Annotated in this window: 18 protein-coding genes; 13 read left to right on the top strand and 5 right to left on the bottom strand. The window is 68.4% G+C overall.

Translation table 11 applies throughout. From position 1 onward, the window contains the following. The first annotated feature begins 208 nt into the window (after positions 1-208). The gene (locus FXO19_RS06790) at positions 209-2,101 is read left to right on the top strand and encodes a peptidoglycan recognition protein family protein (protein ID WP_187775665.1); all 1,893 of its coding nucleotides are present in this window, start codon (positions 209-211) and stop codon (positions 2,099-2,101) included. Between the two features lie 238 nt (positions 2,102-2,339). On the opposite strand, the gene FXO19_RS06785 is transcribed toward FXO19_RS06790, so the two are convergent. Next, the gene (locus FXO19_RS06785; protein WP_149194316.1) at positions 2,340-3,239 is read right to left on the bottom strand and encodes a porin family protein; all 900 of its coding nucleotides are present in this window, start codon (positions 3,237-3,239) and stop codon (positions 2,340-2,342) included. Between the two features lie 477 nt (positions 3,240-3,716). Here FXO19_RS06785 and FXO19_RS06780 point away from each other — a divergent pair, with 477 nt between their 5' ends. The 9 genes from FXO19_RS06780 to FXO19_RS06740 all read left to right on the top strand — a co-directional run bounded on the left by FXO19_RS06780 (position 3,717) and on the right by FXO19_RS06740 (position 11,294). Next, positions 3,717-4,151 (top strand): ATP synthase subunit I, encoded by a 435-nt coding sequence (locus FXO19_RS06780; protein ID WP_187775664.1) that lies wholly within the window; start codon positions 3,717-3,719, stop codon positions 4,149-4,151. Next, positions 4,148-5,026 (top strand): F0F1 ATP synthase subunit A, encoded by an 879-nt coding sequence (gene atpB / locus FXO19_RS06775; RefSeq protein ID WP_149194314.1) that lies wholly within the window; start codon positions 4,148-4,150, stop codon positions 5,024-5,026. Before FXO19_RS06780 ends, atpB begins: the two co-directional genes overlap by 4 nt. Positions 5,027-5,084: 58 nt before the next feature. Then, entirely contained in the window at positions 5,085-5,372 is a 288-nt protein-coding gene (gene atpE, locus FXO19_RS06770) for a F0F1 ATP synthase subunit C (protein WP_149194313.1), read from the top strand. 90 nt (positions 5,373-5,462) lie between these two features. After that, positions 5,463-5,933, top strand: a complete 471-nt coding sequence (locus FXO19_RS06765; protein WP_149194312.1) for a F0F1 ATP synthase subunit B — start codon at positions 5,463-5,465, stop codon at positions 5,931-5,933. A 4-nt stretch (positions 5,934-5,937) separates the two neighbouring features. Next, positions 5,938-6,471, top strand: coding sequence for a F0F1 ATP synthase subunit delta (locus FXO19_RS06760; protein WP_149194311.1), 534 nt, complete (start codon positions 5,938-5,940; stop codon positions 6,469-6,471). A 136-nt stretch (positions 6,472-6,607) separates the two neighbouring features. Then, positions 6,608-8,173 carry a F0F1 ATP synthase subunit alpha gene (gene atpA, locus FXO19_RS06755; protein ID WP_149194310.1) on the top strand — a complete coding sequence of 522 codons (1,566 nt, stop codon included), beginning with the start codon at positions 6,608-6,610 and terminating at the stop codon, positions 8,171-8,173. A gap of 113 nt (positions 8,174-8,286) precedes the next feature. Continuing rightward, complete coding sequence (gene atpG, locus FXO19_RS06750) at positions 8,287-9,150, top strand: F0F1 ATP synthase subunit gamma (RefSeq protein WP_149194309.1); 864 nt, start codon at positions 8,287-8,289, stop codon at positions 9,148-9,150. Positions 9,151-9,302: 152 nt separating this feature from the next. Continuing rightward, on the top strand, positions 9,303-10,727 hold the full coding sequence (gene atpD / locus FXO19_RS06745) for a F0F1 ATP synthase subunit beta (RefSeq protein ID WP_149194308.1): 1,425 nt from the start codon (positions 9,303-9,305) through the stop codon (positions 10,725-10,727). Positions 10,728-10,871: 144 nt separating this feature from the next. Next, positions 10,872-11,294: a F0F1 ATP synthase subunit epsilon gene (locus FXO19_RS06740; RefSeq protein WP_149194307.1), complete on the top strand. Its 423-nt coding sequence runs from the start codon at positions 10,872-10,874 to the stop codon at positions 11,292-11,294. A 106-nt stretch (positions 11,295-11,400) separates the two neighbouring features. Here the strand turns inward: FXO19_RS06740 and FXO19_RS06735 are convergent, their stop codons facing one another. Then, positions 11,401-12,207, bottom strand: a complete 807-nt coding sequence (locus FXO19_RS06735) for a helix-turn-helix transcriptional regulator (protein ID WP_149194306.1) — start codon at positions 12,205-12,207, stop codon at positions 11,401-11,403. Positions 12,208-12,348: 141 nt separating this feature from the next. On the opposite strand from FXO19_RS06735, the gene FXO19_RS06730 reads away from it, so the two are divergent. Both FXO19_RS06730 and FXO19_RS06725 read left to right on the top strand, forming a co-directional pair. Continuing rightward, positions 12,349-13,908, top strand: a complete 1,560-nt coding sequence (locus tag FXO19_RS06730) for an MFS transporter (RefSeq protein WP_223115444.1) — start codon at positions 12,349-12,351, stop codon at positions 13,906-13,908. Positions 13,909-14,207: 299 nt separating this feature from the next. Then, on the top strand, positions 14,208-15,266 hold the full coding sequence (locus FXO19_RS06725; RefSeq protein WP_223115443.1) for a DmpA family aminopeptidase: 1,059 nt from the start codon (positions 14,208-14,210) through the stop codon (positions 15,264-15,266). A 38-nt stretch (positions 15,267-15,304) separates the two neighbouring features. Here the strand turns inward: FXO19_RS06725 and FXO19_RS06720 are convergent, their stop codons facing one another. After that, positions 15,305-15,688 carry a GtrA family protein gene (locus FXO19_RS06720; protein WP_149194304.1) on the bottom strand — a complete coding sequence of 128 codons (384 nt, stop codon included), beginning with the start codon at positions 15,686-15,688 and terminating at the stop codon, positions 15,305-15,307. A gap of 386 nt (positions 15,689-16,074) precedes the next feature. On the opposite strand from FXO19_RS06720, the gene glmU reads away from it, so the two are divergent. After that, positions 16,075-17,442, top strand: a complete 1,368-nt coding sequence (gene glmU, locus FXO19_RS06715) for a bifunctional UDP-N-acetylglucosamine diphosphorylase/glucosamine-1-phosphate N-acetyltransferase GlmU (protein ID WP_149194303.1) — start codon at positions 16,075-16,077, stop codon at positions 17,440-17,442. A 79-nt stretch (positions 17,443-17,521) separates the two neighbouring features. On the opposite strand, the gene FXO19_RS06710 is transcribed toward glmU, so the two are convergent. Together FXO19_RS06710 and FXO19_RS06705 are read right to left on the bottom strand one after the other, a co-directional pair. Beyond that, a complete protein-coding gene (locus tag FXO19_RS06710) occupies positions 17,522-18,835 on the bottom strand; it encodes a sensor histidine kinase (protein ID WP_149194302.1) in 1,314 nt (437 codons plus the stop codon). Positions 18,836-18,846: 11 nt separating this feature from the next. Next, positions 18,847-20,196, bottom strand: coding sequence for a sigma-54-dependent transcriptional regulator (locus tag FXO19_RS06705; protein WP_149194301.1), 1,350 nt, complete (start codon positions 20,194-20,196; stop codon positions 18,847-18,849). Between the last annotated feature and the right edge of the window lie 57 nt (positions 20,197-20,253).

Here is a 20,253-nt window from a genome sequence, read left to right as displayed (position 1 = left end):
CAGTAGGTGCCATTGCAGCTCGAGTCCGCAAACGTGACCACCGTCACCTTTTGCCGGAAGCACGTCGCGCTTCGTGCTCCACCCTAGGGCGGCTCCCATCTGTGCCCCGCGCCCGGCCTTTGCTGTAGTCGGGTGACCGGTTCAGGGCAGGGGGGATCGGCAGAGCGCGAATGCGCGCAGAGGGATGGACATGAGGATTCGTTTCAGGATGGCGCTGTTTTGCGGCGTTGCGCTGGCCACGGCCACCGCCGCCGCCGTTGCATCGGAAGACGCGCGGCATGCAGCGGTCGACAGGCAGTCCGTGCCGTCCGCGGCGGCGCACGATCGCGCGCTGGAGCAACGCCTGCGGCAGGAGGAGGCCCGCCTGCGCGCCGAACGCGCGCCGTACCCGGATTACTTCCGCCGTGCCTACGCCGCCTATCCGGCGATCCCGCGCGGCACGCTGGAGGCGATCGCCTACGTGCAGAGCCGTTGGCAGCCGCTCACGCCCGCCGCGGAGAACCACGGCCATCACCACATGCCCGACGCGCACGGGGTGATGGGCCTGTATGCCGGTGGCGGGTTCGCCGACCAGGTCGGCGAGGCGGCCGCGCTGCTGGGCGTGCCCGTCGAGCGGATCAAAGGCGATCCGGCGACCAACATCCTCGCCGCGGCGGCGCTGCTCGACCAGCATCTGCGTGGCAAAGCGGTGTCCGACCTCGAATCGCTGGCCCCGGAGCTGGCCCGCTACGCCGGATTCGGCCAGGTCGCGGGCGACAGCGCGATCGGCGACTACGCCCGCGCCAGCTTCGCCTTCGACGTGCTGCTGGCGCTGGATCGCGGCGTGAACGAGAAGGGCATGGTGGTGCCGGAACGGCCGGTCGCCTGGGAACGGGCGTTCGATGCCGCGACCCTGGCCCGCCTCGGCGCGCCGTTCGTGCGCCTGGACGTGGAAGGCGACCGCATCGAAACCGAGCGCTTTGCGATCGATCCGGTCAGCGAGCGCCTGATGCGCAGGCCGGACGCCGACAAGGCGCCCGACATGCAACCGCTGAGCACCGACTATGGCCCTGCGATCTGGAATCCGGCGCACGCGTCGAACTACACCGCCTCGCGCAGCGCGGCGGTCAACGCGGTCACCATCCACACCGCACAGGGCAGCTACGCCGGCACGATTTCGTGGTTCAAGAACGCCTCGGCCAACGTCAGCGCCCACTACGTGATCCGCAGCTCCGACGGCCAGGTCACGCAGATGGTGCGCCACGCCCATACCGGCTGGCACGTGCGCAACCACAACAGCTATACCCTGGGCATCGAGCACGAGGGCTACGTCAACAACAGTTCCTGGTACACGACGGCGATGTACAACGCCTCGGCGGCGCTGGTGCGGCACTTCTGCGCCAGCTACAGCGGCATCAGCTGCGCCTCGGCCTACAGCGGCGCGCCCAGCAGCGGCATCAACGTGCTGCCCACCAGCGTCAAGATCAAGGGCCACCAGCACTTCAGCGGCCAGACCCATACCGATCCCGGCATCAACTGGAACTGGAGCCGCTACTACGCCCTGCTCAACCCGGGCAGCGGCGGGACCACGCAGTACCTCGACCGCTTCGAGTCCAGCGTCGGCCACTTCAACACCGGTCCGGCCTATTCGGGCAGCACCACCGGTATCTCGACCGCATCGACCGCGAGCCGTGACTGCAGCAACCGCCGCAATGGCAACTGCTCGCTGCGGGTGCTGTTGAAGGACAACACCTCGAGTTCCGCGAACTGGGCGGTGCGGCTGCTGTCCGGTTCCGGCAATCCCGGCAGCAATGTCGCGCTGACCCGGGCCAACGGCCGCATCGGTTTCTGGATCTATTCGGGCGGTAGCGGCATGAGCGTGGGCGTGGGCATCGACGACAGCGACGGCACCGAGCGTTCGGTCAGCCGTTCGCTCCCGGCCAACCAGTGGACCTACGTCGAATGGAGCCTGACCGACGCCGCGCAGTGGAACGCCTGGGTCGGCGGCGCCAACGGCGCTATCACCGCGGGTACCGTCAAGCTCGACGCGGTCTGGCTGTACCGTGCGCAGACCAGCTACGACGTCAACGTCTACATCGACGACGTGCAGATCCGCAACTGACGCGATGCCGCATGCCTGCCCGCGCGGCCCTGGCGCCGCGCGGGCAGGTAACGGTTTCCGTGATGTTGCCTCACCGATCCCGATCCGTAGGAGCGCGCCATGCGCGCGATGCCGCGGGTGCTCGCAGAATCCGGTGGATGCCGCGATTCTGGACCGGCAGGCGCGCCGGTCACCAGAAGTTGCGGGCGGCACAGTGCCCGCGGCATCGCGCGCATGGCGCGCTCCTACGGATGGGCCGTCAGAATCGGATCGTCACGCCTGCGAGCGGGCCGTGCACCTTCAGCCGGCCGGTGAGCCTGCCGGCGTAGTCGAGCCGGTTCACGTCCGGCACGTCACCGGTTTCGAGGCTGCCGTCGAAATCGTCGGAGAGCTTGAGCCGGAACCAGTCGTAACCGGCGTGCACGCCGACACGCTCGGTGATCCGGTATTCGACCAGCAGCCCGCCGCGCTCGAAATGGCCCTTTTCCTCGAGGAAATCACCCCAGCGCGCGTCGAGGTACTGACCCTCCAGGCTGAGGTGCCATCGCTCGTTCGGCGTCCAGGCCAGGCGTGTGTGCAGGCCCGGCGACCATTCGCTGCGCTTCCAGCGCAGGCTGGCCGATTCGGCATAGAGTTCATCGGTGGCCGTCGAAGCCGCGTCCAGTCGCGTCTCCAGCCGCGCGTGCGTCACGCCGAGGCCAACGCCCCACTGGAAGGTCGGCGTGTTCACCGCCGCGAACTCGTAGTTGAGGTTGGCCAAGGCGAATTCGAAGCGCGCATCGGCAGTGACCTCGGGAATCTCGACCGGTTCACCGGCAAGGTCCGATTCGCCGGGATCGAAGGTGCCGCCACCGAAGGTGCGTCCCTGGCTGCGCTCGTAGTCGTAGAAGTTGCCGATCAGACGCTGGCGTTCGCTGAGGCGCACGCTGACCGAGCCGCGCGGGCGCCACTTCCGGCCGAGTTCGAACGAGGCGCCATCGTCGAAGGTGGCGGTCTCGGTGCCGTCGGTGATGGCGCCGGCGGCGTCGACGCCGAGGGAGGCGTCGGGATTGAAGGCGCTCAGGCGGAGGATGAAGCGGTCGTCGTCGGCGTAAGCGGGCAGCGAGCACGCCGCGCCCGCCACGCACAGCCCGAAGGCAAGGTGCGGGATGCGGATCATTCGAGAGACTCCGGATTGTGTGGGAGCGGCACTCTCCATGGCGGCGCCACGGGAGCGATTGAGCCGCAATCACGATGCAGCCGACGTGAAACCTCATGCCCGCGCATGGCGATCACCGTCGGAAACGCCCGTTCTCGTGGACACGGCCTGCGCAGCCGCGCCTGGCGACGGGGCGCCAGGGCTTGTTGTGGGGGCGCAGGCGTCGATGCGGTGCCCGCGCACGACTTCAGCGGCGTGCCTGCGGAAACGTGACGGGCGTCGCTTCGGCGAGCGGACAAGAAGAAGCCCCGACCGTGAGGCCGGGGCTCTGGCGGCCCGCCGCGGAGATTCGACGAGGATGGACGACGGGCCATGAAGACTGACCGGCGCGGGCGTGGAAGGTTCCGCTGCCGGCGTCTTGCGCGTCGGGCATCGCTCCTGGCCGGTTCCGTCCGGCGCGAGGCCGGTCGGCGCGTCGCCGGGACGGGCTTGCGGTGCTTGCCGCTGAAATCGCCAGACTGCTATACTTTTGCGGCTTTGCAGCCCCCCAAGCACGATAACTTCCGACCCGACCGGACCCGCCGCGCCGCCTTCCTGCTGCCGTTGGTCCAGATCGCGATCGGGCTGATCGGCGCGGGGTTACTGGCGGTGCTCGCCGGCGGTTCGTCCGCGGTGGGCTTCCTCGCCGGCGCTGCCGTGGTCGCGACCGGTTTCGCGGCCTTCGGCTGGCGGACCGCGGGACGCTCGCCAGTGGCTCCGGCCGGACGCATGTTCGTCCGGCTGCTGGTCGGGACCGTGCTGAAGTGGGGGGTGATCGGTGCTGGTCTGGTCCTGGCCATGACAAGCGCCGGATTGCCTGCGGGATTCGTGCTGGCGGGCGCCCTGGTTGCGTTCCTGGCGTACATGTTGAGCTTGCCCTGGTTGCTTCGATGACTCCTGCCGATCTCCTCCGCGTTGCCGGCGACAGCCCCAGCGAATACGTCACCCATCACTTGCAGCACTGGCAGGTGTCGATTGGCGAGGGCGCGTTCTGGACCCTGAACGTGGACAGCCTGCTGGTGTCGCTGGTCATCGGCATACTGGCCATGGGCACCTTCTGGCTGATGGGTCGTCGTGCGACCGCCGGGGTGCCGTCGAAGTTCCAGGCCTTCATCGAGATCGTGGTCACCTTCATCGACACCCAGGTCAAGGACGTGTTCCACGGCAACCGCCGCTTCGTCGCGCCGGTGGCGCTGACCATCTTCGTCTGGGTGTTCCTGATGAACGCCCTGAAGATGATCCCGGTGGACCTCTTCCCGGGCGTGGCCGCCGCCGCCGGCCAGGAGTACTTCCGCGCCGTGCCGACCACCGACCTCAACATCACCGCCGCCATGGCGGTCATGGTGCTGCTGCTGATGTTCGGCTTCGCGGTCAAGGCCAAGGGCGCATTCGGTTTCGGCAAGGAGCTGTTCACCGCACCGTTCCACGCCCAGGGCGCCGGGATGAAGGCGGTGCTCGCGCTGCCCAACTTCGGCCTCAACGTCATCGAATACCTGTCCAAGCCGGTCAGCCTGGCGATGCGACTGTTCGGCAACATGTACGCCGGCGAGTTGGTGTTCCTGCTGATCGCGCTGCTCGGCATGGCCGGCGGCAACATGCTGCTGGAGGCGAGCCTGGGCGCCAAGGCCGGCGGTGCGCTGGCCTTCGTCGGCGCGGTCGCGGCCGGCGCGGCCTGGTCCATCTTCCATATCCTGGTGATCACGCTGCAGGCCTTCATCTTCATGATCCTGACCGTGGTCTACCTGTCGATGTCGTCCGAGGCGCATTGACCCGCGTCCGGCCAACCCCAACCCACTTTTCGCTCACTCTGTTATCTGAGGAATCACCATGGAAGTCACCGCTCTCGTCGCCGCCATCCAGGGCAACACCGCACTCGCGATCGGCATCATCATCGGCCTCGGCGCCCTGGGCGCCTGTATCGGCATCGGCATCATGGGCTCGAAGTTCCTCGAGAGCGCCGCGCGCCAGCCGGAGTTGGTGCCGATGCTGTCGGGCCGCATGTTCCTGCTCGCCGGCCTGATCGACGCCGCGTTCATCATCGGCCTGGCCATCGCGCTGTTCTTCGCGTTCGCCAACCCGCTGATCGGCACCGCCATCAACGCCGTCGGCGGCTGATTTGGTTCCCGGTCTGATGCGCGGCCATCGGGTCGCGCATCACAGGGTCGGACGTCGCTGACGTCCGTTCGCCAATAGCGGAGCAACACGATGCAAATCAACGCAACCTTTCTGGGCCAGGGCATCGCGTTCGCGATCCTGATCTGGTTCAGCTGGAAATTCATCTGGCCGCCGCTGATGCGCGCGATCGAGGAACGCCAGCAGAAGATCGCCGAGGGCCTGGCCGCCGCCGATAACAGCCAGAAGGCATTGGCGCAGGCGCAGGAAAAGGTCAACGACGAGCTCAAGGCCGCGCGCGCCAAGGCCAACGAGATCATCGAGCAGGCCCACCAGCGCGCCAACCAGATCGTCGATGCGGCCAAGGTCGAGGCGATTGCCGAGGGCGCGCGCCAGAAGGCGCTGGTCGAGTCCGAGATCGAGGCGTCGGCCAACCGTGCCCGCGAGGAGTTGCGCCGTCAGGTGTCGCTGCTGGCGGTGACCGGCGCCGAGAAGCTGCTGCGCCGCGAGATCGACCCGGCCGCGCACAAAGCGCTGCTCGACGAGCTGGCCGCGGAGATCTGATCCGATGACCCAGGTCCTCACGCTCGCCCGTCCGTATGCCCGCGCCGCGTTCTCGATCGCGCGCGAAGCAGGCGCCTTCGCGCAGTGGTCCGATGCGCTGGCGTTCTCGGCGCGCGTGGCCGCGGATCCGCAGGCCGCGGCGCTGCTCGGCCATCCGCGGCTCGACGACGCCGATGCGGTGGCGCTGCTGTCGCCAGAAGGCGCCGGCGCCGGCCAGGCGTTCGCCGATTTCCTGGCGCTGCTGGCCGAGAACCGGCGCCTGCCGCTGTTGCCGGAGATCGCCGGCCAGTTCGAGCAGCTGCGCGCCGACGCCGAACGCATCGTGCGCGCCAGGGTGACCTCGGCGTCCGAACTGCCGGCGGGCGAGCTCGAAGGCATCCGCGCGGCGCTGAAGAAGCGCTTCGGCCGCGAGGTCGAGCTGGAGACGGCGGTCGACCAGGCCCTGATCGGCGGCGCGGTGATCGCCGCCGGCGACGTGGTCATCGACGGCTCGCTGCGCGGCAAGCTGGCACGGCTGCAGAGTGCGTTAGCAAGCTAACGCGTGATTGGGAATTCGTGATTGGTGATTCGCAAAGGCGACGGCTTCTTCCAATCACGAATCACCAATCACGAATCACGAAACACACATCGAAGCCGCGAGACTGAATCGCGACACACGATCTAGGACCCACACCATGGCAACCACCCAGCTCAATCCCTCTGAAATCAGCGAACTGATCAAGGCCCGCATCGACAAGGTCAAGCTGGCCGCCGAGGCGCGCAACGAAGGCACGGTCACCTCGGTGTCCGACGGCATCGTGCGCATCCACGGCCTGGCCGACGTGATGCAGGGCGAGATGATCGAGCTGCCCGCGTCCGATGACGGCAGCGACACCTTCGCGCTGGCGCTGAACCTGGAGCGCGACTCGGTCGGCGCAGTGGTGCTCGGCGACTACGAGCACCTGCGCGAGGGCGACACCGCCAAGACCACCGGCCGCATCCTCGAGGTGCCGACCGGTCCGGAGCTGCTGGGCCGGGTGGTCAACGCGCTGGGCGAGCCGATCGACGGCAAGGGCCCGATCACCGCGGCGCAGACCGCGCCGGTGGAAACCATCGCCCCGGGCGTGATCTGGCGCAAGTCGGTGTCGCAGCCGGTGCAGACCGGCTACAAGGCGATCGACTCGATGATCCCGATCGGCCGCGGCCAGCGCGAGCTGATCATCGGCGACCGCCAGACCGGCAAGACCGCCGTGGCCATCGACGCGGTGATCAACCAGAAGAACACCGGCGTCAAGTGCATCTACGTGGCGATCGGCCAGAAGAACAGCTCGATCGCCAACGTGGTGCGCAAGCTGGAGGAGAACGGCGCGATGGCCCACACCATCGTGGTCGCCGCCTCGGCCTCCGAATCGGCCGCGATGCAGTACATCGCGCCGTATTCCGGCTGCACCATGGGCGAGTACTTCCGCGACCGTGGCGAGGACGCGCTGATCATCTACGACGACCTGTCCAAGCAGGCCGTCGCCTACCGCCAGATCTCGCTGCTGCTCAAGCGCCCGCCGGGCCGCGAGGCCTACCCGGGCGACGTGTTCTACCTGCACAGCCGCCTGCTCGAGCGCGCCGCGCGCGTCAACGAGGACTACGTCGAGAAATTCACCAACGGCGCCGTCAAGGGCAAGACCGGTTCGCTGACGGCGCTGCCGATCATCGAGACCCAGGCCGGCGACGTCTCGGCGTTCGTGCCGACCAACGTGATCTCGATCACCGACGGCCAGATCTTCCTCGAGACCGACCTGTTCAATGCCGGCATCCGCCCGGCGGTGAACGCCGGCATCTCGGTCTCGCGCGTCGGCGGCGCGGCGCAGACCAAGATCATGAAGAAGCTCTCCGGCGGCATCCGCATCGCGCTGGCGCAGTACCGCGAGCTGGCGGCCTTCGCGCAGTTTGCCTCCGACCTGGACGAGACCACCCGCAAGCAGCTCGAGCGCGGCCAGCGCGTCACCGAGCTGATGAAGCAGAAGCAGTACGCACCGATGTCGGTCGCCGGCCAGGCGCTCTCGATCTACGCGGTCGACAAGGGCTACATGGACGACGTGCCGGTGAACAAGATCGGCGCGTTCGAGGAAGCGCTGCACGCGCACTTCGCCAACACCGCCGGCGAGCTGATGGACAAGGTCAACGGCAGCGGCGACTGGAACGACGAGATCGAGGCTGGGTTCAAGAAGGGCATCGAAGAGTTCAAGCAGACCGGCTCATTCTGAGCCGGCGTGATTGGTGATTCGTGATTGGTGATTCGTAAGAGCGGATACAAGTGGCTGGCGGGGGTTCGCTTTTGCGAATCACCAATCACGAATCACCGCAAACGGAGTGAGCAATGGCCGGCGGCAGAGAAATCAAGACCAAGATCAAGAGCGTGCAAAACACCCGCAAGGTGACGCGTGCGCTGGAAATGGTCTCGGCGTCCAAGATCCGCAAGGCGCAGGAGCGGATGAAGGCCTCGCGCCCGTACGCACGGGCGATGAAGCAGCTGATCGGGCACCTGGCGCAGGCGAACTCCGAGTTCCGGCATCCGTACCTGGTCGAGCGCGAGCAGGTCAAGCGTGTCGGCTACCTGATCGTCTCCTCCGACCGCGGCCTGGCCGGCGGCCTCAACAACAACCTGTTCCGCAAGCTGCTCGGCGAGATCCGCGGGCACCAGCAGCAGGGCGTCGAGGTCGACGTGGTCACCATCGGCCAGAAGGCGACCACCTTCTTTCGCCGGATCAAGGTGAACATGCTCGCCAGCGTCACCCATCTGGGCGACACGCCGCAGGTCGAGCAGCTGGTCGGCGTGATCAAGGTGATGCTCGACGCCTACAGCGAGGGCAGCATGGACCGGGTGTTCCTGGTCTACAACGACTTCGTCAACACCATGAGCCAGCGCGCGGCGTTCGACCAGCTGCTGCCGCTGCCGGCGTCCGACGAGGCGGTCGCCCGCCACGACTGGGACTACATCTACGAGCCCGACGCCGAGGCCGTGCTCGAACACGTGCTGACCCGCTACATCGAGTCGCTGGTGTACCAGGCGGTGATGGAGAACGTCGCCTCCGAGCACGCTGCACGCATGGTGGCGATGAAGGCGGCCAGCGACAACGCCACCAAGCTGATCGACACCCTCAACCTGTCCTACAACAAGGCCCGGCAGGCGGCGATCACGCAGGAGATCTCGGAGATCGTCGGCGGCGCAGCGGCCGTCTGACGACGGCCGCCGTGATTAGTGATTGGTGATTGGTGATTCGAAAGAGCAGCGAACCGCGCTTTGCGAATCACGAATGACGAATCACCAATCACGAAACAACGAATGCGCCGGCGCGAGCCGGCAACCAGAATAGGTAATCGGAGCGACACAAAATGAGCAACCAGGGCAAGATCGTCCAGATCATCGGCGCCGTCGTCGACGTCGAATTCCCGCGCGAGAGCGTGCCGCGCGTGTACGACGCGCTGAAGGTCAAGGACACCGCGATCACGCTGGAAGTGCAGCAGCAGCTCGGCGACGGCGTGGTGCGTACCATCGCGCTCGGTTCCACCGACGGCCTCAAGCGCAACCTGATCGCCGAGAACACCGGCAAGGCCGTCTCGGTGCCGGTCGGCGTCGGTACGCTGGGCCGGATCATGAACGTACTCGGCGAGCCGATCGACGAGGCCGGTCCGGTCGAGGCGACCGAGCACTGGGAGATCCATCGCGCGGCGCCCAGCTACGAGGACCAGGCCGCGACCGGCGAGTTGCTGGAAACCGGCATCAAGGTCATCGACCTGATGTGCCCGTTCGCCAAGGGCGGCAAGGTCGGCCTGTTCGGCGGCGCCGGCGTCGGCAAGACCGTGAACATGCTCGAACTGATCAACAACATCGCCACCGAGCACGCCGGCCTGTCGGTGTTCGCCGGCGTCGGTGAGCGCACCCGCGAAGGCAACGACTTCTATCACGAGATGGCCGAGGCCGGCGTCATCAAGCTCGAGTCGCTGAAGGACTCGAAGGTGGCGATGGTCTATGGCCAGATGAACGAGCCGCCGGGCAACCGCCTGCGCGTGGCGTTGACCGGCCTGACCATGGCCGAGTACTTCCGCGACGAGAAGGACGAGACCGGCAAGGGCCGCGACGTGCTGTTCTTCGTCGACAACATCTATCGCTACACCCTGGCCGGCACCGAGGTTTCGGCGCTGCTCGGCCGCATGCCGTCGGCGGTGGGCTACCAGCCCACGTTGGCCGAGGAAATGGGCGTGCTGCAGGAGCGCATCACCTCGACCAAGACCGGTTCGATCACCTCGATCCAGGCCGTGTACGTGCCCGCGGACGACCTGACCGACCCGTCGCCGGCGACGACCTTCGCGCATCTGGACGCGACCGTCACGCTTTCGCGCCAGATCGCGTCGCTCGGCATCTATCCCGCGGTCGACCCGCTGGATTCGACCAGCCGCCAGCTCGATCCGAACGTGATCGGCAACGAGCACTACGACACCGCGCGCCGCGTGCAGGCCACGCTGCAGAAGTACAAGGAGCTCAAGGACATCATCGCCATCCTCGGCATGGACGAGCTGAGCGAGGAGGACAAGCAGTCGGTGTCGCGCGCGCGCAAGATCGAGCGCTTCTTCTCGCAGCCCTTCCACGTGGCGGAGGTGTTCACCGGCTCGCCGGGTAAGTACGTGGCGCTCAAGGACACCATCCGCGGCTTCAAGGGCATCGTCGACGGCGAGTACGACCACCTGCCGGAGCAGGCCTTCTACATGGTCGGCAGCATCGAAGAGGCGGTGGAGAAGGGCAAGAAGATCGCCGCTTGACGGCGATCTTCGTGATTCGTCATTCGTGATTGGTGATTCGCAAGAGCGAATGGTGAGAAAGATTCGGCTGCGTGACGTCGCTGCTTTTGGCGAATCACCAATCACCAATCACCAATCCCGTCGAACGAGCGAAGCGAGAGAGACATGACCACCATCCGTTGCGACATCGTCAGTGCCGAGGCCGAGATCTTCCACGGCGAGGCCACGCTCGTGGTCGCCACCGGCGAGCTGGGCGAACTCGGCATCGCGCCGCGTCACGCGCCGCTGATCACCCGGCTCAAGGCCGGCAAGGTCGTGGTCACCCAGGCCGATGGCAGCCAGCTCGACTTCGCCATCGGCGGCGGCATCCTCGAGGTGCAGCCGCAGGTGGTGACGATCCTGGCCGACACCGCCATTCGTGCCGACGACATCGACGAGGCCGCCGTGAAGGCCGCCAAGGACGAGGCCGAGCGCGTGCTCGCCGGCCGCGGCGAGGCGATGGACGTCGCCGAGGCGCAGCAGAAGCTGGCCGAGGTCACCGCGCAGCTGCAGGCGCTCGAGCGCCTGCGCAAGAACCTGAAGCACTGAGCCGGCGCCTGCGGGCGCCCGCGCGAGGACCTCTGCAGGGAGAACGCCGGCGCTCGTGCCAGCGTTTTGCTGTCAGGTGTTTGCATCGTGCCCAGGCGATGTGGCGTCAGGCGGGTTCCGGTTCCACGAAGTAGACGATCATCCGTAGATGCCGGTGTTCGTCCACGACGAGCAGTTCGTGCCTGAAGTGCAGGTGGAGCGCATCGGGGTCGACGATGGTGCCGATCCCGCGGCGGTAGCCCTCGATCTGCGGGGCCTCGTCCCACCAGCGCCGGAAGTCGGCCGACAGGCGCTTCAGTGCGTCGATGAGCGTCCACATGGCCGGATCCTGCGGAGCGACCGCGAGGTCGCAGCGGAAATGCGACAGCAGCCGCGGTGCATCCTCATGCCAGGCGGGCAGTCGCCTTCGGAGTGCCGGATCCGCGAACAGCAGGCGCATGAAGTTGCGCTCCGCCGGGTCGCGGCCCGCGAAGCCGAACAGCCGATCGGCAGCGGCGTTCCAGGCCACGACATCCCAGCGCAGGTTGATGACGTAGGCCGGCCTGGCGACCAGATCGTCCATCAACTGCTGGACCAGCGGAGTGACCGTCGGCCAGTGGTGCGCCTCCGGAGGCGGAGGCCGCCGGTGCGCAAGCAGGAACAGGTGGCAGCACTCGGCATCGTCCAGCCGGAGCGCACGCGCGACGTTGAGCAGGAAGCGCTCCGAGACGCCGATGTCGCGTCCCTGCTCGAACCACGTGTACCAGGTGAGACCGACACCCGCCAGCGCCGCCACTTCCTCCCGTCGCAGGCCCGGCGTGCGGCGCCTGCCGGTGACGGGGAGGCCGACATCGACCGGAGCGAGCTTGCGCCGATGCCGCTGCAGGAATGCCGAGAGCTCCCCGCGCGTCCGCCGGAGGCTGCGATCAGCCACGCTATCACCTCTGGTAACAGGATAATCTCTTAAATTGTAACAAGATAGATCTGCTCCGAGACTGTGCCTCCACGGCAACAGGAAGGAGACGATATGGACTGCGACCGGAGCGGCGATTCCCCGCTGCGCGCGAACCCGAGGGTGGCGATCGCTCGAGCCGGGCCTCGGCAACGGATCGGCCTGGCAGTGCTGGCGCTGCCGACCGCCCTGCTCGGGCTCGACGTCACGCTGCTCTACCTGGCGTTACCGGCGCTTGCGGCGGATCTGCAGCCCAGCAGCACTCAGGCGCTGTGGATCATGGACATCTACGGTTTCATGATCGCCGGATGCCTGATTCCGATGGGCACGCTGGGCGACCGGATCGGTCGGCGCCGGTTGCTGATGATCGGCGCGGCGGCGTTCATGGCCGCATCGGTGCTGGCGGCCTTCTCCGTCAGCGCGGAAATGTTGATCGCTGCGCGGGCGGCGCTGGGCGTGGCAGGGGCCACGCTGATGCCGTCCACGCTGGCACTGATCAGCAACATGTTCGTCGACGCTCGCCAGCGGGCGCTGGCGATCGGCGTGTGGGCGACGATGTTCGCGCTGGGGATGGCCGCCGGTCCGCTGGTCGGCGGCGCGCTGCTGGAACGCTTCTGGTGGGGCTCGGCGTTCCTGGTGGCGGTGCCGGTGATCGGGCTGTTGCTGGCGGCAGCGCCGCGGCTGTTGCCGGAGTACCGCACTGCCTCCCATGGCCCGCTCGACCTGTCCAGCGTGGTGTTGTTGCTGGTCTCGATCCTTGCGGCGATCTACGGCGTGAAGGAGGTCGCCCGGTCCGGTCCGGCGGCCGGTTCCGTGCTGGCGTTGGCCGTCGGCGCCGTTTTCGCGATCCTGTTCGTGCGTCGCCAGGGCCGCCTCGAGCATCCGCTGTTCGACATGGGCCTGTTCGCCAGCCGGACGTTCAGCGCCGCATTGGCGATCCTGCTGGTCGGGCTGATCGCGGTCGCCGGGATCATGCTGCTGGTCACCCAGTACCTGCAACTGGTCGTGGGCCTTGCCCCGCTGGCGGCCGGTGTCTGGATGGGGCCGCCGGCGTTGGCGATGCTCGCGGCAGGCATCGCGGCACCGCTGCTGGCGCGCCGGGTCCGCCCGGGATTCGTGGTCGCCGGCGCCATGGTCCTGTCGGCCGTGGGCTATCTGCTGCTCGCGCGGCTGGACAATTCGCCTTCTGGAGTCGTGGTGGCGGCGGCCGGTTTCTCGCTTGCCTACCTGGGACTGGGGACGATCGCGGCGTTGGGGACGGATCTGGTCGTCGGCGCGGCACCGGCGTCCCGCGCGGGCGCGGCATCGGCGATGTCGGAGACGGTGCAGGAACTGGGCGTCGCGGTCGGCGTGGCGGTGCTCGGCAGCCTGGCGACTGCGGTCTATCGCGGCGAAATCCGCCAGCGGATGCCTTCCGACCTGCCGCAGGAGCTTTCGTCGGCGGTCGCAGACGGTTTGTGGGCGGCCACGGAGCTGGCCGACCGCCTGCCGGATGGCCTGCTGGAGCAGGCACGGGCTGCGTTCACCCTGGGCTTCAACGTCACCGCCATGGTCGGCGCCGTCGCGGCGCTCTTGCTGGCGGTGCTGGCGGCCGTATCGCTGCGGCACGTCGGCGTGATCGGCACGCCCGACGACGCGCCTGCCGGCGCCGCCGATGCCTGCGCCCGCGGAACATGCGGGTAGACGCGGATGGATCGCCCGCGGCCACGAGATCGGGTCGCCGGTTTCCACGTCTTCCGAGACGGCAGACTTGATCCCGCTTGCACGGACGCCCGCGCCGGCTTACGGTCGAATGGATGACGGCAGAACGCGGCGGGGAACCACGGATGCGGCATTGGCGCGCAATGGCAGCGAGTCTGCTCATCATCGCCTTGATGGCGGGAGCGGCTCCCGGCTTCGCCCGGGAAGCCGGTCCACAGGCGACAGGCGGACAACCCGGCCCGGCTGACGCAACGCGCCCGCGGATCCGCGACGCGGGCATCGTGATCGGCACCCTGCCCACCGGGCCGCGCAACGCCATCGTCGACGTGCCCGGCGTCGCCGTCGGACACGCCACGATCGTCGAGGGCGATGCCATCCGCACCGGGGTGACTGCGGTGATCCCTCATCCGGGCGATCTGTACCGCGAGCGCGTTCCGGCCGCGATCCACGTCGCCAACGGCTACGGCAAGCTGCTCGGCGTGACCCAGGTGCGGGAACTGGGCGAGCTGGAAACCCCGATCCTGCTTACCGGCACGCTCGGCGTGTGGAAGGCGGCGGACGCCCTGGTCGAATGGATGCTGGACAAGCCGGGCATGGCGCAGGTGCGCTCGCTCAATCCGGTGGTCGGCGAAACCAACGACGGCTTCCTCAGCGACATCCGCGCGCGGCCGATCCGGCCGGAGCACGTGCGTCAGGCGCTCGAGACGGCGTCCACCGACAACGTCGAGGAAGGCGCGGTTGGCGCTGGCACCGGAACCGTGGCGTTCGGCTGGAAGGGCGGCATCGGCACCAGTTCGCGGCGGCTGCCCGGCGACGCGGGCGGCCATACCGTCGGCGTGCTGGTGCAGAGCAACTACGGCGGCGACCTCGTCATCACCGGCGTGCCGGTCGGCCGTGCGCTGCCGGATCCCGCGGGCTTCGAAGCGCCCGCCGCGCCCGCCGCGGCCGACCGTCCGCCCGCGGCCGGCGACGGCAGCATCATGATCGTGGTCGCCACCGACGCGCCGCTCGATGCGCGCCTGCTGCGGCGCCTCGCCGCACGCGCGATCATCGGCCTCGGCCGCACCGGCGCCTCGATGTCGAACGGTTCAGGCGACTATGTCATCGCATTCTCCACCGCACCGGAAAGCCGCATGCAGGCGGGCGCGCGCACGCACCGGCTGCAGCTGCTGACGAACGATGCGATGGATGGTCTGTTCCTGGCCGTGGCCGAAGCCACCGAGGAGGCGATCGTCAATTCGCTGTTTCGGGCACACACCGTGACCGGTCACCGCGGCACCATCCCTGCGCTGCCGCTGGAACGGGTACTGCCGCGGTTGCGCGCCGCGCCGCGGCCCTGAACCATCGTGACCCACGCCTGCCGCCACTGCGGGCCGATTCAGCGCTTGTAGACCCAGTGCCGCGACAACACGAAACCGACCACGGCCAGCGCCGCTTCCACGAGCGGCTTCGCCAGCCACGCCCATTTCAGGCCGAGGTAATCGTCGACCTGTCCGATCGCCCAGGTGCTGACCAGGGTGGTGCCCATCCACATCAGCACGAAGCGCTGCAGCTGGGTGCGGCCGAGCGTGGTGTCCTCGCCGGCGAAGGTGAAGCGCCCGTTCATCCAGTAGCCGAGCAGCGCCCCGCAGATGCGGCCGACGACATTGGCCTGGCGCACCGGCAGACCGGCATGACTGAGCGCGACCATCACCGCCCAGTCCAGCAGCCATTGCAGGCCGCCGATCACCAGATAGCTGCTGGATTGTCGGGTCAGGCTCAACGGCACGGATCCGGAACGCGTGCCGCGGCGGCAGCCGCGGATGACCGGCAGTATCGGGCGTAGATGGTCATGGTGCGATGATTGTAGGCTGCCGCATCAGGGCCTGTTAGCAGTCACGGAACAGGTCGCGCCGGGCCTGAGGGTGTGCGGGGCAAGAGAAGAGCGAGGAAGTGTATGTCAATACACGCCCGAGCGATGACGCCGCCCCACGCAGCCTCAGGCCCGGCCCTTCGGGTTGCGCCGCAGTGGCCGCCGCAGCAAGGCGCGGCGCCACGCAACACCGCCTGGCGGCCACTGCGGCGCAACGCGATCTGCTCCGTGACTGCTAACAGGCCCTAAGCAGCGACGCCCGTTAGAATTCCGCAATCTTTCGTTCCGGAGCCGCCATGAGCCCCCCCCTGCACGTCGTCATCCTCGCCGCCGGCGAAGGCAAGCGGATGAAGTCCGACCTGCCCAAGGTGCTGCAGAAGATCGCCGGGCGACCGATGCTGGCGCACGTCATCGACGCCGCGCGCGCGCTGCGGCCGGCCGGCATCCACATCGTCCATGGCCACGGCGGCGAGCAGGTACGCGACGCGTTCGCCGACCAGACCGACCTGCACTGGGCCGAGCAGGCGCGCCGGCTCGGCACCGGCCATGCGGTGCGCCAGGCGATGCCCGACGTGCCCGACGGCACCCAGGTGCTGGTGCTGTACGGCGACGTACCGCTGCTCACCGCCGATTCGCTGCAGCGGCTGCGCGAGGTCGACAGCCGGCTGGCGGTGCTGGCGGCCGAACTCGATGATCCGACCGGCTACGGCCGCGTCGTGCGCGACTCCGAAGGCCATGTCGCCGCCATCGTCGAGCAGAAGGACGCCAATGACGAGCAGCGCCGCATCGGCGTCGTCAACACCGGCATCCTCGCGGTCGAGGCGACCGCGCTGAAGGGCTGGTTGGAGCGGCTGTCGAGCGACAATGCGCAGGGCGAGTACTACCTGACCGATATCTTCGCCATGGCCGCCGACGAGTTCAGCGCCGCCGAGATCGTGATGGTCGACGATCCGCTGGAGGCCGAGGGCGCGAACGATCCGTGGCAGCTGGCGCAGCTCGAGCGCGCCTGGCAGCTGCGTGCCGTGCGTGCGTTGTGCGTCGAGGGTGCGCGCTTCGCCGATCCGGCACGGGTCGACATCCGCGGCACGGTGACGGTGGGCCGCGATGTGGAGATCGATGTCGACGTCGTGCTCGAGGGCGAGGTACACCTCGGCGACGGCGTGCGTGTCGGTCCGTTCTGCCGGCTGAAGGACGTGCGTTTGGCCGCCGGAACCGAAGTGCGCGCCCATTGCGACCTGGACGGCGCCGTGACCGAAGGTGTGGTCACGATCGGTCCGTTCGCGCGCCTGCGTCCGGGGACCGTGCTCGCCGACGGCGCCCACATCGGCAACTTCGTCGAGACCAAGAACACGACCGTCGGCGTCGGCAGCAAGGCCAACCACCTCACCTATCTCGGCGACACCACCGTCGGTGCCGGCGCCAACATCGGCGCCGGCACCATCACCTGCAACTACGACGGCGCCAACAAGTTCCGCACCAGCATCGGCGACCGCGCCTTCATCGGCTCCAATGCCTCGCTGGTGGCGCCGGTGACGATCGGCGCCGATGCCACCACCGCCGCCGGGTCGGTCATCACCAACGACGTGCCGGAAGGCAAGTTGGCGATCGCGCGCGCGCGGCAGGCGATCATCGAGCACTGGAAGCGACCGAAGAAGCAGGAGTGAGGGAAGAGGAGTGAGAAACAAGAGAAAGCAACTACGCTGCTCTTACTCGTTTCTCACTCCTCTTCACTCGTTTCTGCCTTTAAGCCGGCAGGGTGATGCTCACGCACAGCCCGCCGCCGTCGCGGTTGAGCAGGGAAATGCGGCCGCCATGGGCCTCGCTGATCTCGCGCGCCAGCGCCAGCCCCAGGCCGGTGCCGTGGCGCTTGGTGGAATAGAACGGCAGCAGCGCGTTGGCCAGCACCGCCTCGTTCATGCCGCTGCCGCGGTCGAGGATGTCGATCCGCCAGGCGTCCGGCAGACGCCGCAGCGACAGGCGCACCGCCTCGGCTGGCGAGCCCGATTCATGGGCGTTGCGCAGCAGGTTGATCAGGCACTGTTCGAGCTGGGCGACATCGAAACGCGCATGGCCCTCGGCACCGTTGCCGTCGAAGGCGAACACCACCTGGTGGCGCAGCTTTTCGACGAAGTCGGTCCACTGCACGTTCTCCAGCCGCGGCGAAGGCAGCTTGGCGAAGCGCGCATAGTCGCGGAGGAAGCCCTCCAGGTGCCGCGCGCGTTCCTCGATCGTGCGCAGTGCGCCCGGCAGCTTGTCGTGCTGGCCGCGGCGCAGCAGCTCCGCGCCCGAATGCGCCAGCGAGGCGATCGGGGCCAATGAGTTGTTGAGCTCGTGGCTGATCACGCGGATCACCTTCTTCCAGGTCTGCACCTCCTGCCGGCGCAGTTCCGCGGTGAGCTGGCGCAGCAGCACCAGTTCGTGGGCGCGGCCGTTGAGCCGGAACACGCGCCGCGAGAGGTGGTAGATGTCCTCGCTGTTCTCGTCGCCGACCGTGAACATGCCGTCGCCGCCGCGCGCGAAGGCGTCGCGCAACGCTTCCGGCGCCGATGCGAGCAGCGCATCGAAGGACTGGCCCTCCAGCCGGCGGCCGTCGCCGAGCAGCTTGCGCGCGGCGATGTTGCCGTGGACGATGCGGCGGCCGGAGTCGAGCAGCACCATCGCCACCGGCGTGTTCTGCACCATGGTGTCGAGCAGCAGTTCGCGCTGCACGATCTCGGTGCGCTGCTCGCGCAGCACGTCGCCGAGGCGGTTGTGGGCGGTGACCAGTTCGCCGAGTTCACCGCCGCCTTCCCAGCTCACCCCGAAGCTGAAGTCGCCGTCGCGATAGCTGGCCACGCTCCCGGACAACGCCCGGAACAGCGAACGCGCCGGCGCCAGTATCAGCCGGATCTGCAACAGCAGCAGCGGTACCGGCGCGCCGACGCCGATCGCCACCGCCGCCCAGGCCGGCAGCCAGCGTTGCAGCAGCAACGCGAGCACCGCGGCGGCGAGCATGTACAGCGCCGTCAGTGATCCCAGGACCAGGGTCATCGGCAAGCGGTGCCACCAGTGCGTCATCGTCGCCGTGCCTAGTCGCGGCGGATGCCGAGCTTGTCCATGCGCCGGTACAGCGCCTGGCGCGACAGGCCGAGATCGGCGGCGGCCTGCGCCAGCACGCCGTCATGGCGGCGCAGCGCCGCCTCGATGCTGCCGCGGTCGGGCTCCTCCGCTACTGCCGCGGCGGCGGACGCGGCGCCCGCTCGCATAGGCGCGAAGCCGAACGCCTCGGCCTCGATCGTGCTGGCGGGCGAGAGCAGCGCGGCGCGCTGCACCGCGTTGCGCAACTCGCGCACGTTGCCGGGCCACGGATGCCGCAACAGGGCGCGCTCGGCGTCACGGCTCAGCGTCTTGCCGGCCGGCAGGAAGTGCCGCGCCAGCGGCAGGATGTCGTCCTGCCGTTCGGCCAGCGGCGGCAGCCTGAGCTCGATGGCGTTGAGCCGGTAGTACAGGTCCTCGCGGAAGGCGCCGGTGGCGATCAGCGCCGGCAGGTCGGCATTGGTGGCGCTGACCACGCGCACCTTGACCTGGCGCTCGCGGTTGGAGCCGAGGCGCTCGAAGCGGCCGGTCTCCAGCACCCGCAGCAGCTTCATCTGCCCGGCCGGCGGCAGGTTGCCGATCTCGTCGAGGAACAGGGTGCCGCCGTCGGCGGCTTCGAACTTGCCCTCGCGCGCCCGGTTGGCGCCGGTGTAGGCGCCGGCGTCGGCGCCGAACAGCTCCGCCTCGATCAGCTCGCCGGGCAACGCGCCGCAGTTGAGCGCGACGAACGGCCCGTCGCGCACCGCCGAGTTGGCGTGGACGATCTCGGCGTACTTCTCCTTGCCGGCGCCGTTGGGACCGGTGATCAGCACCGGCAGGTCGGAGCGCGCGACCTGGCAGGCCAGCGACAGTGCGCGTTCGCTGGCACTGTCGGCATAGACGATGCCGCGCAGGTCGTAGTCACGCTCCAGCGCCTCGCGATGGCGGCGCGCGCCGTCGCGGTGCCGGGCCAGCTCGCGCCGGGTCTCGGCCAGTTCCAGCAGGTTGTGCACCGTGGTCAGCAGCTTGTGGTCGTCCCAGGGCTTGGCCACGTAGTCGGCGGCGCCGGCCTTGATCAGGTCAACCGCCGACTCCAGGTGGGTCCAGGCGGTCAGCAGGATTACCGGCAGCTCCGGGTGGCGCTCGTGGATGGCGCGGAACAGTGCGACTCCCTCGTCGCCGGAGGTGGTGTCGGCACGGAAATTCATGTCCTGGATCACCAGGTCCACCGGCGTGCGCGCCAGGGCCTCCAGCGCCGCCTCCGGCGAGTCCGCCGCCGTGGTCTCGATCTCGTGCAGCGAGAACAGCATCTCGAGCGCGATGGTTACGGCGGGATTGTCGTCGACGACCAGAATATGGGGCATGGGCGGGGTCAGATGGCCAAGGAGCGAGCGGGACGGGCGGCGCACCGCCCGACCGGC

It is taken from the genome of Luteimonas suaedae (assembly GCF_008312895.1).
Lineage (GTDB): Bacteria > Pseudomonadota > Gammaproteobacteria > Xanthomonadales > Xanthomonadaceae > Luteimonas > Luteimonas suaedae.
Note: the sequence above shows the minus strand (reverse complement) of the source record. Positions and strands in the feature narration are given on the sequence as shown.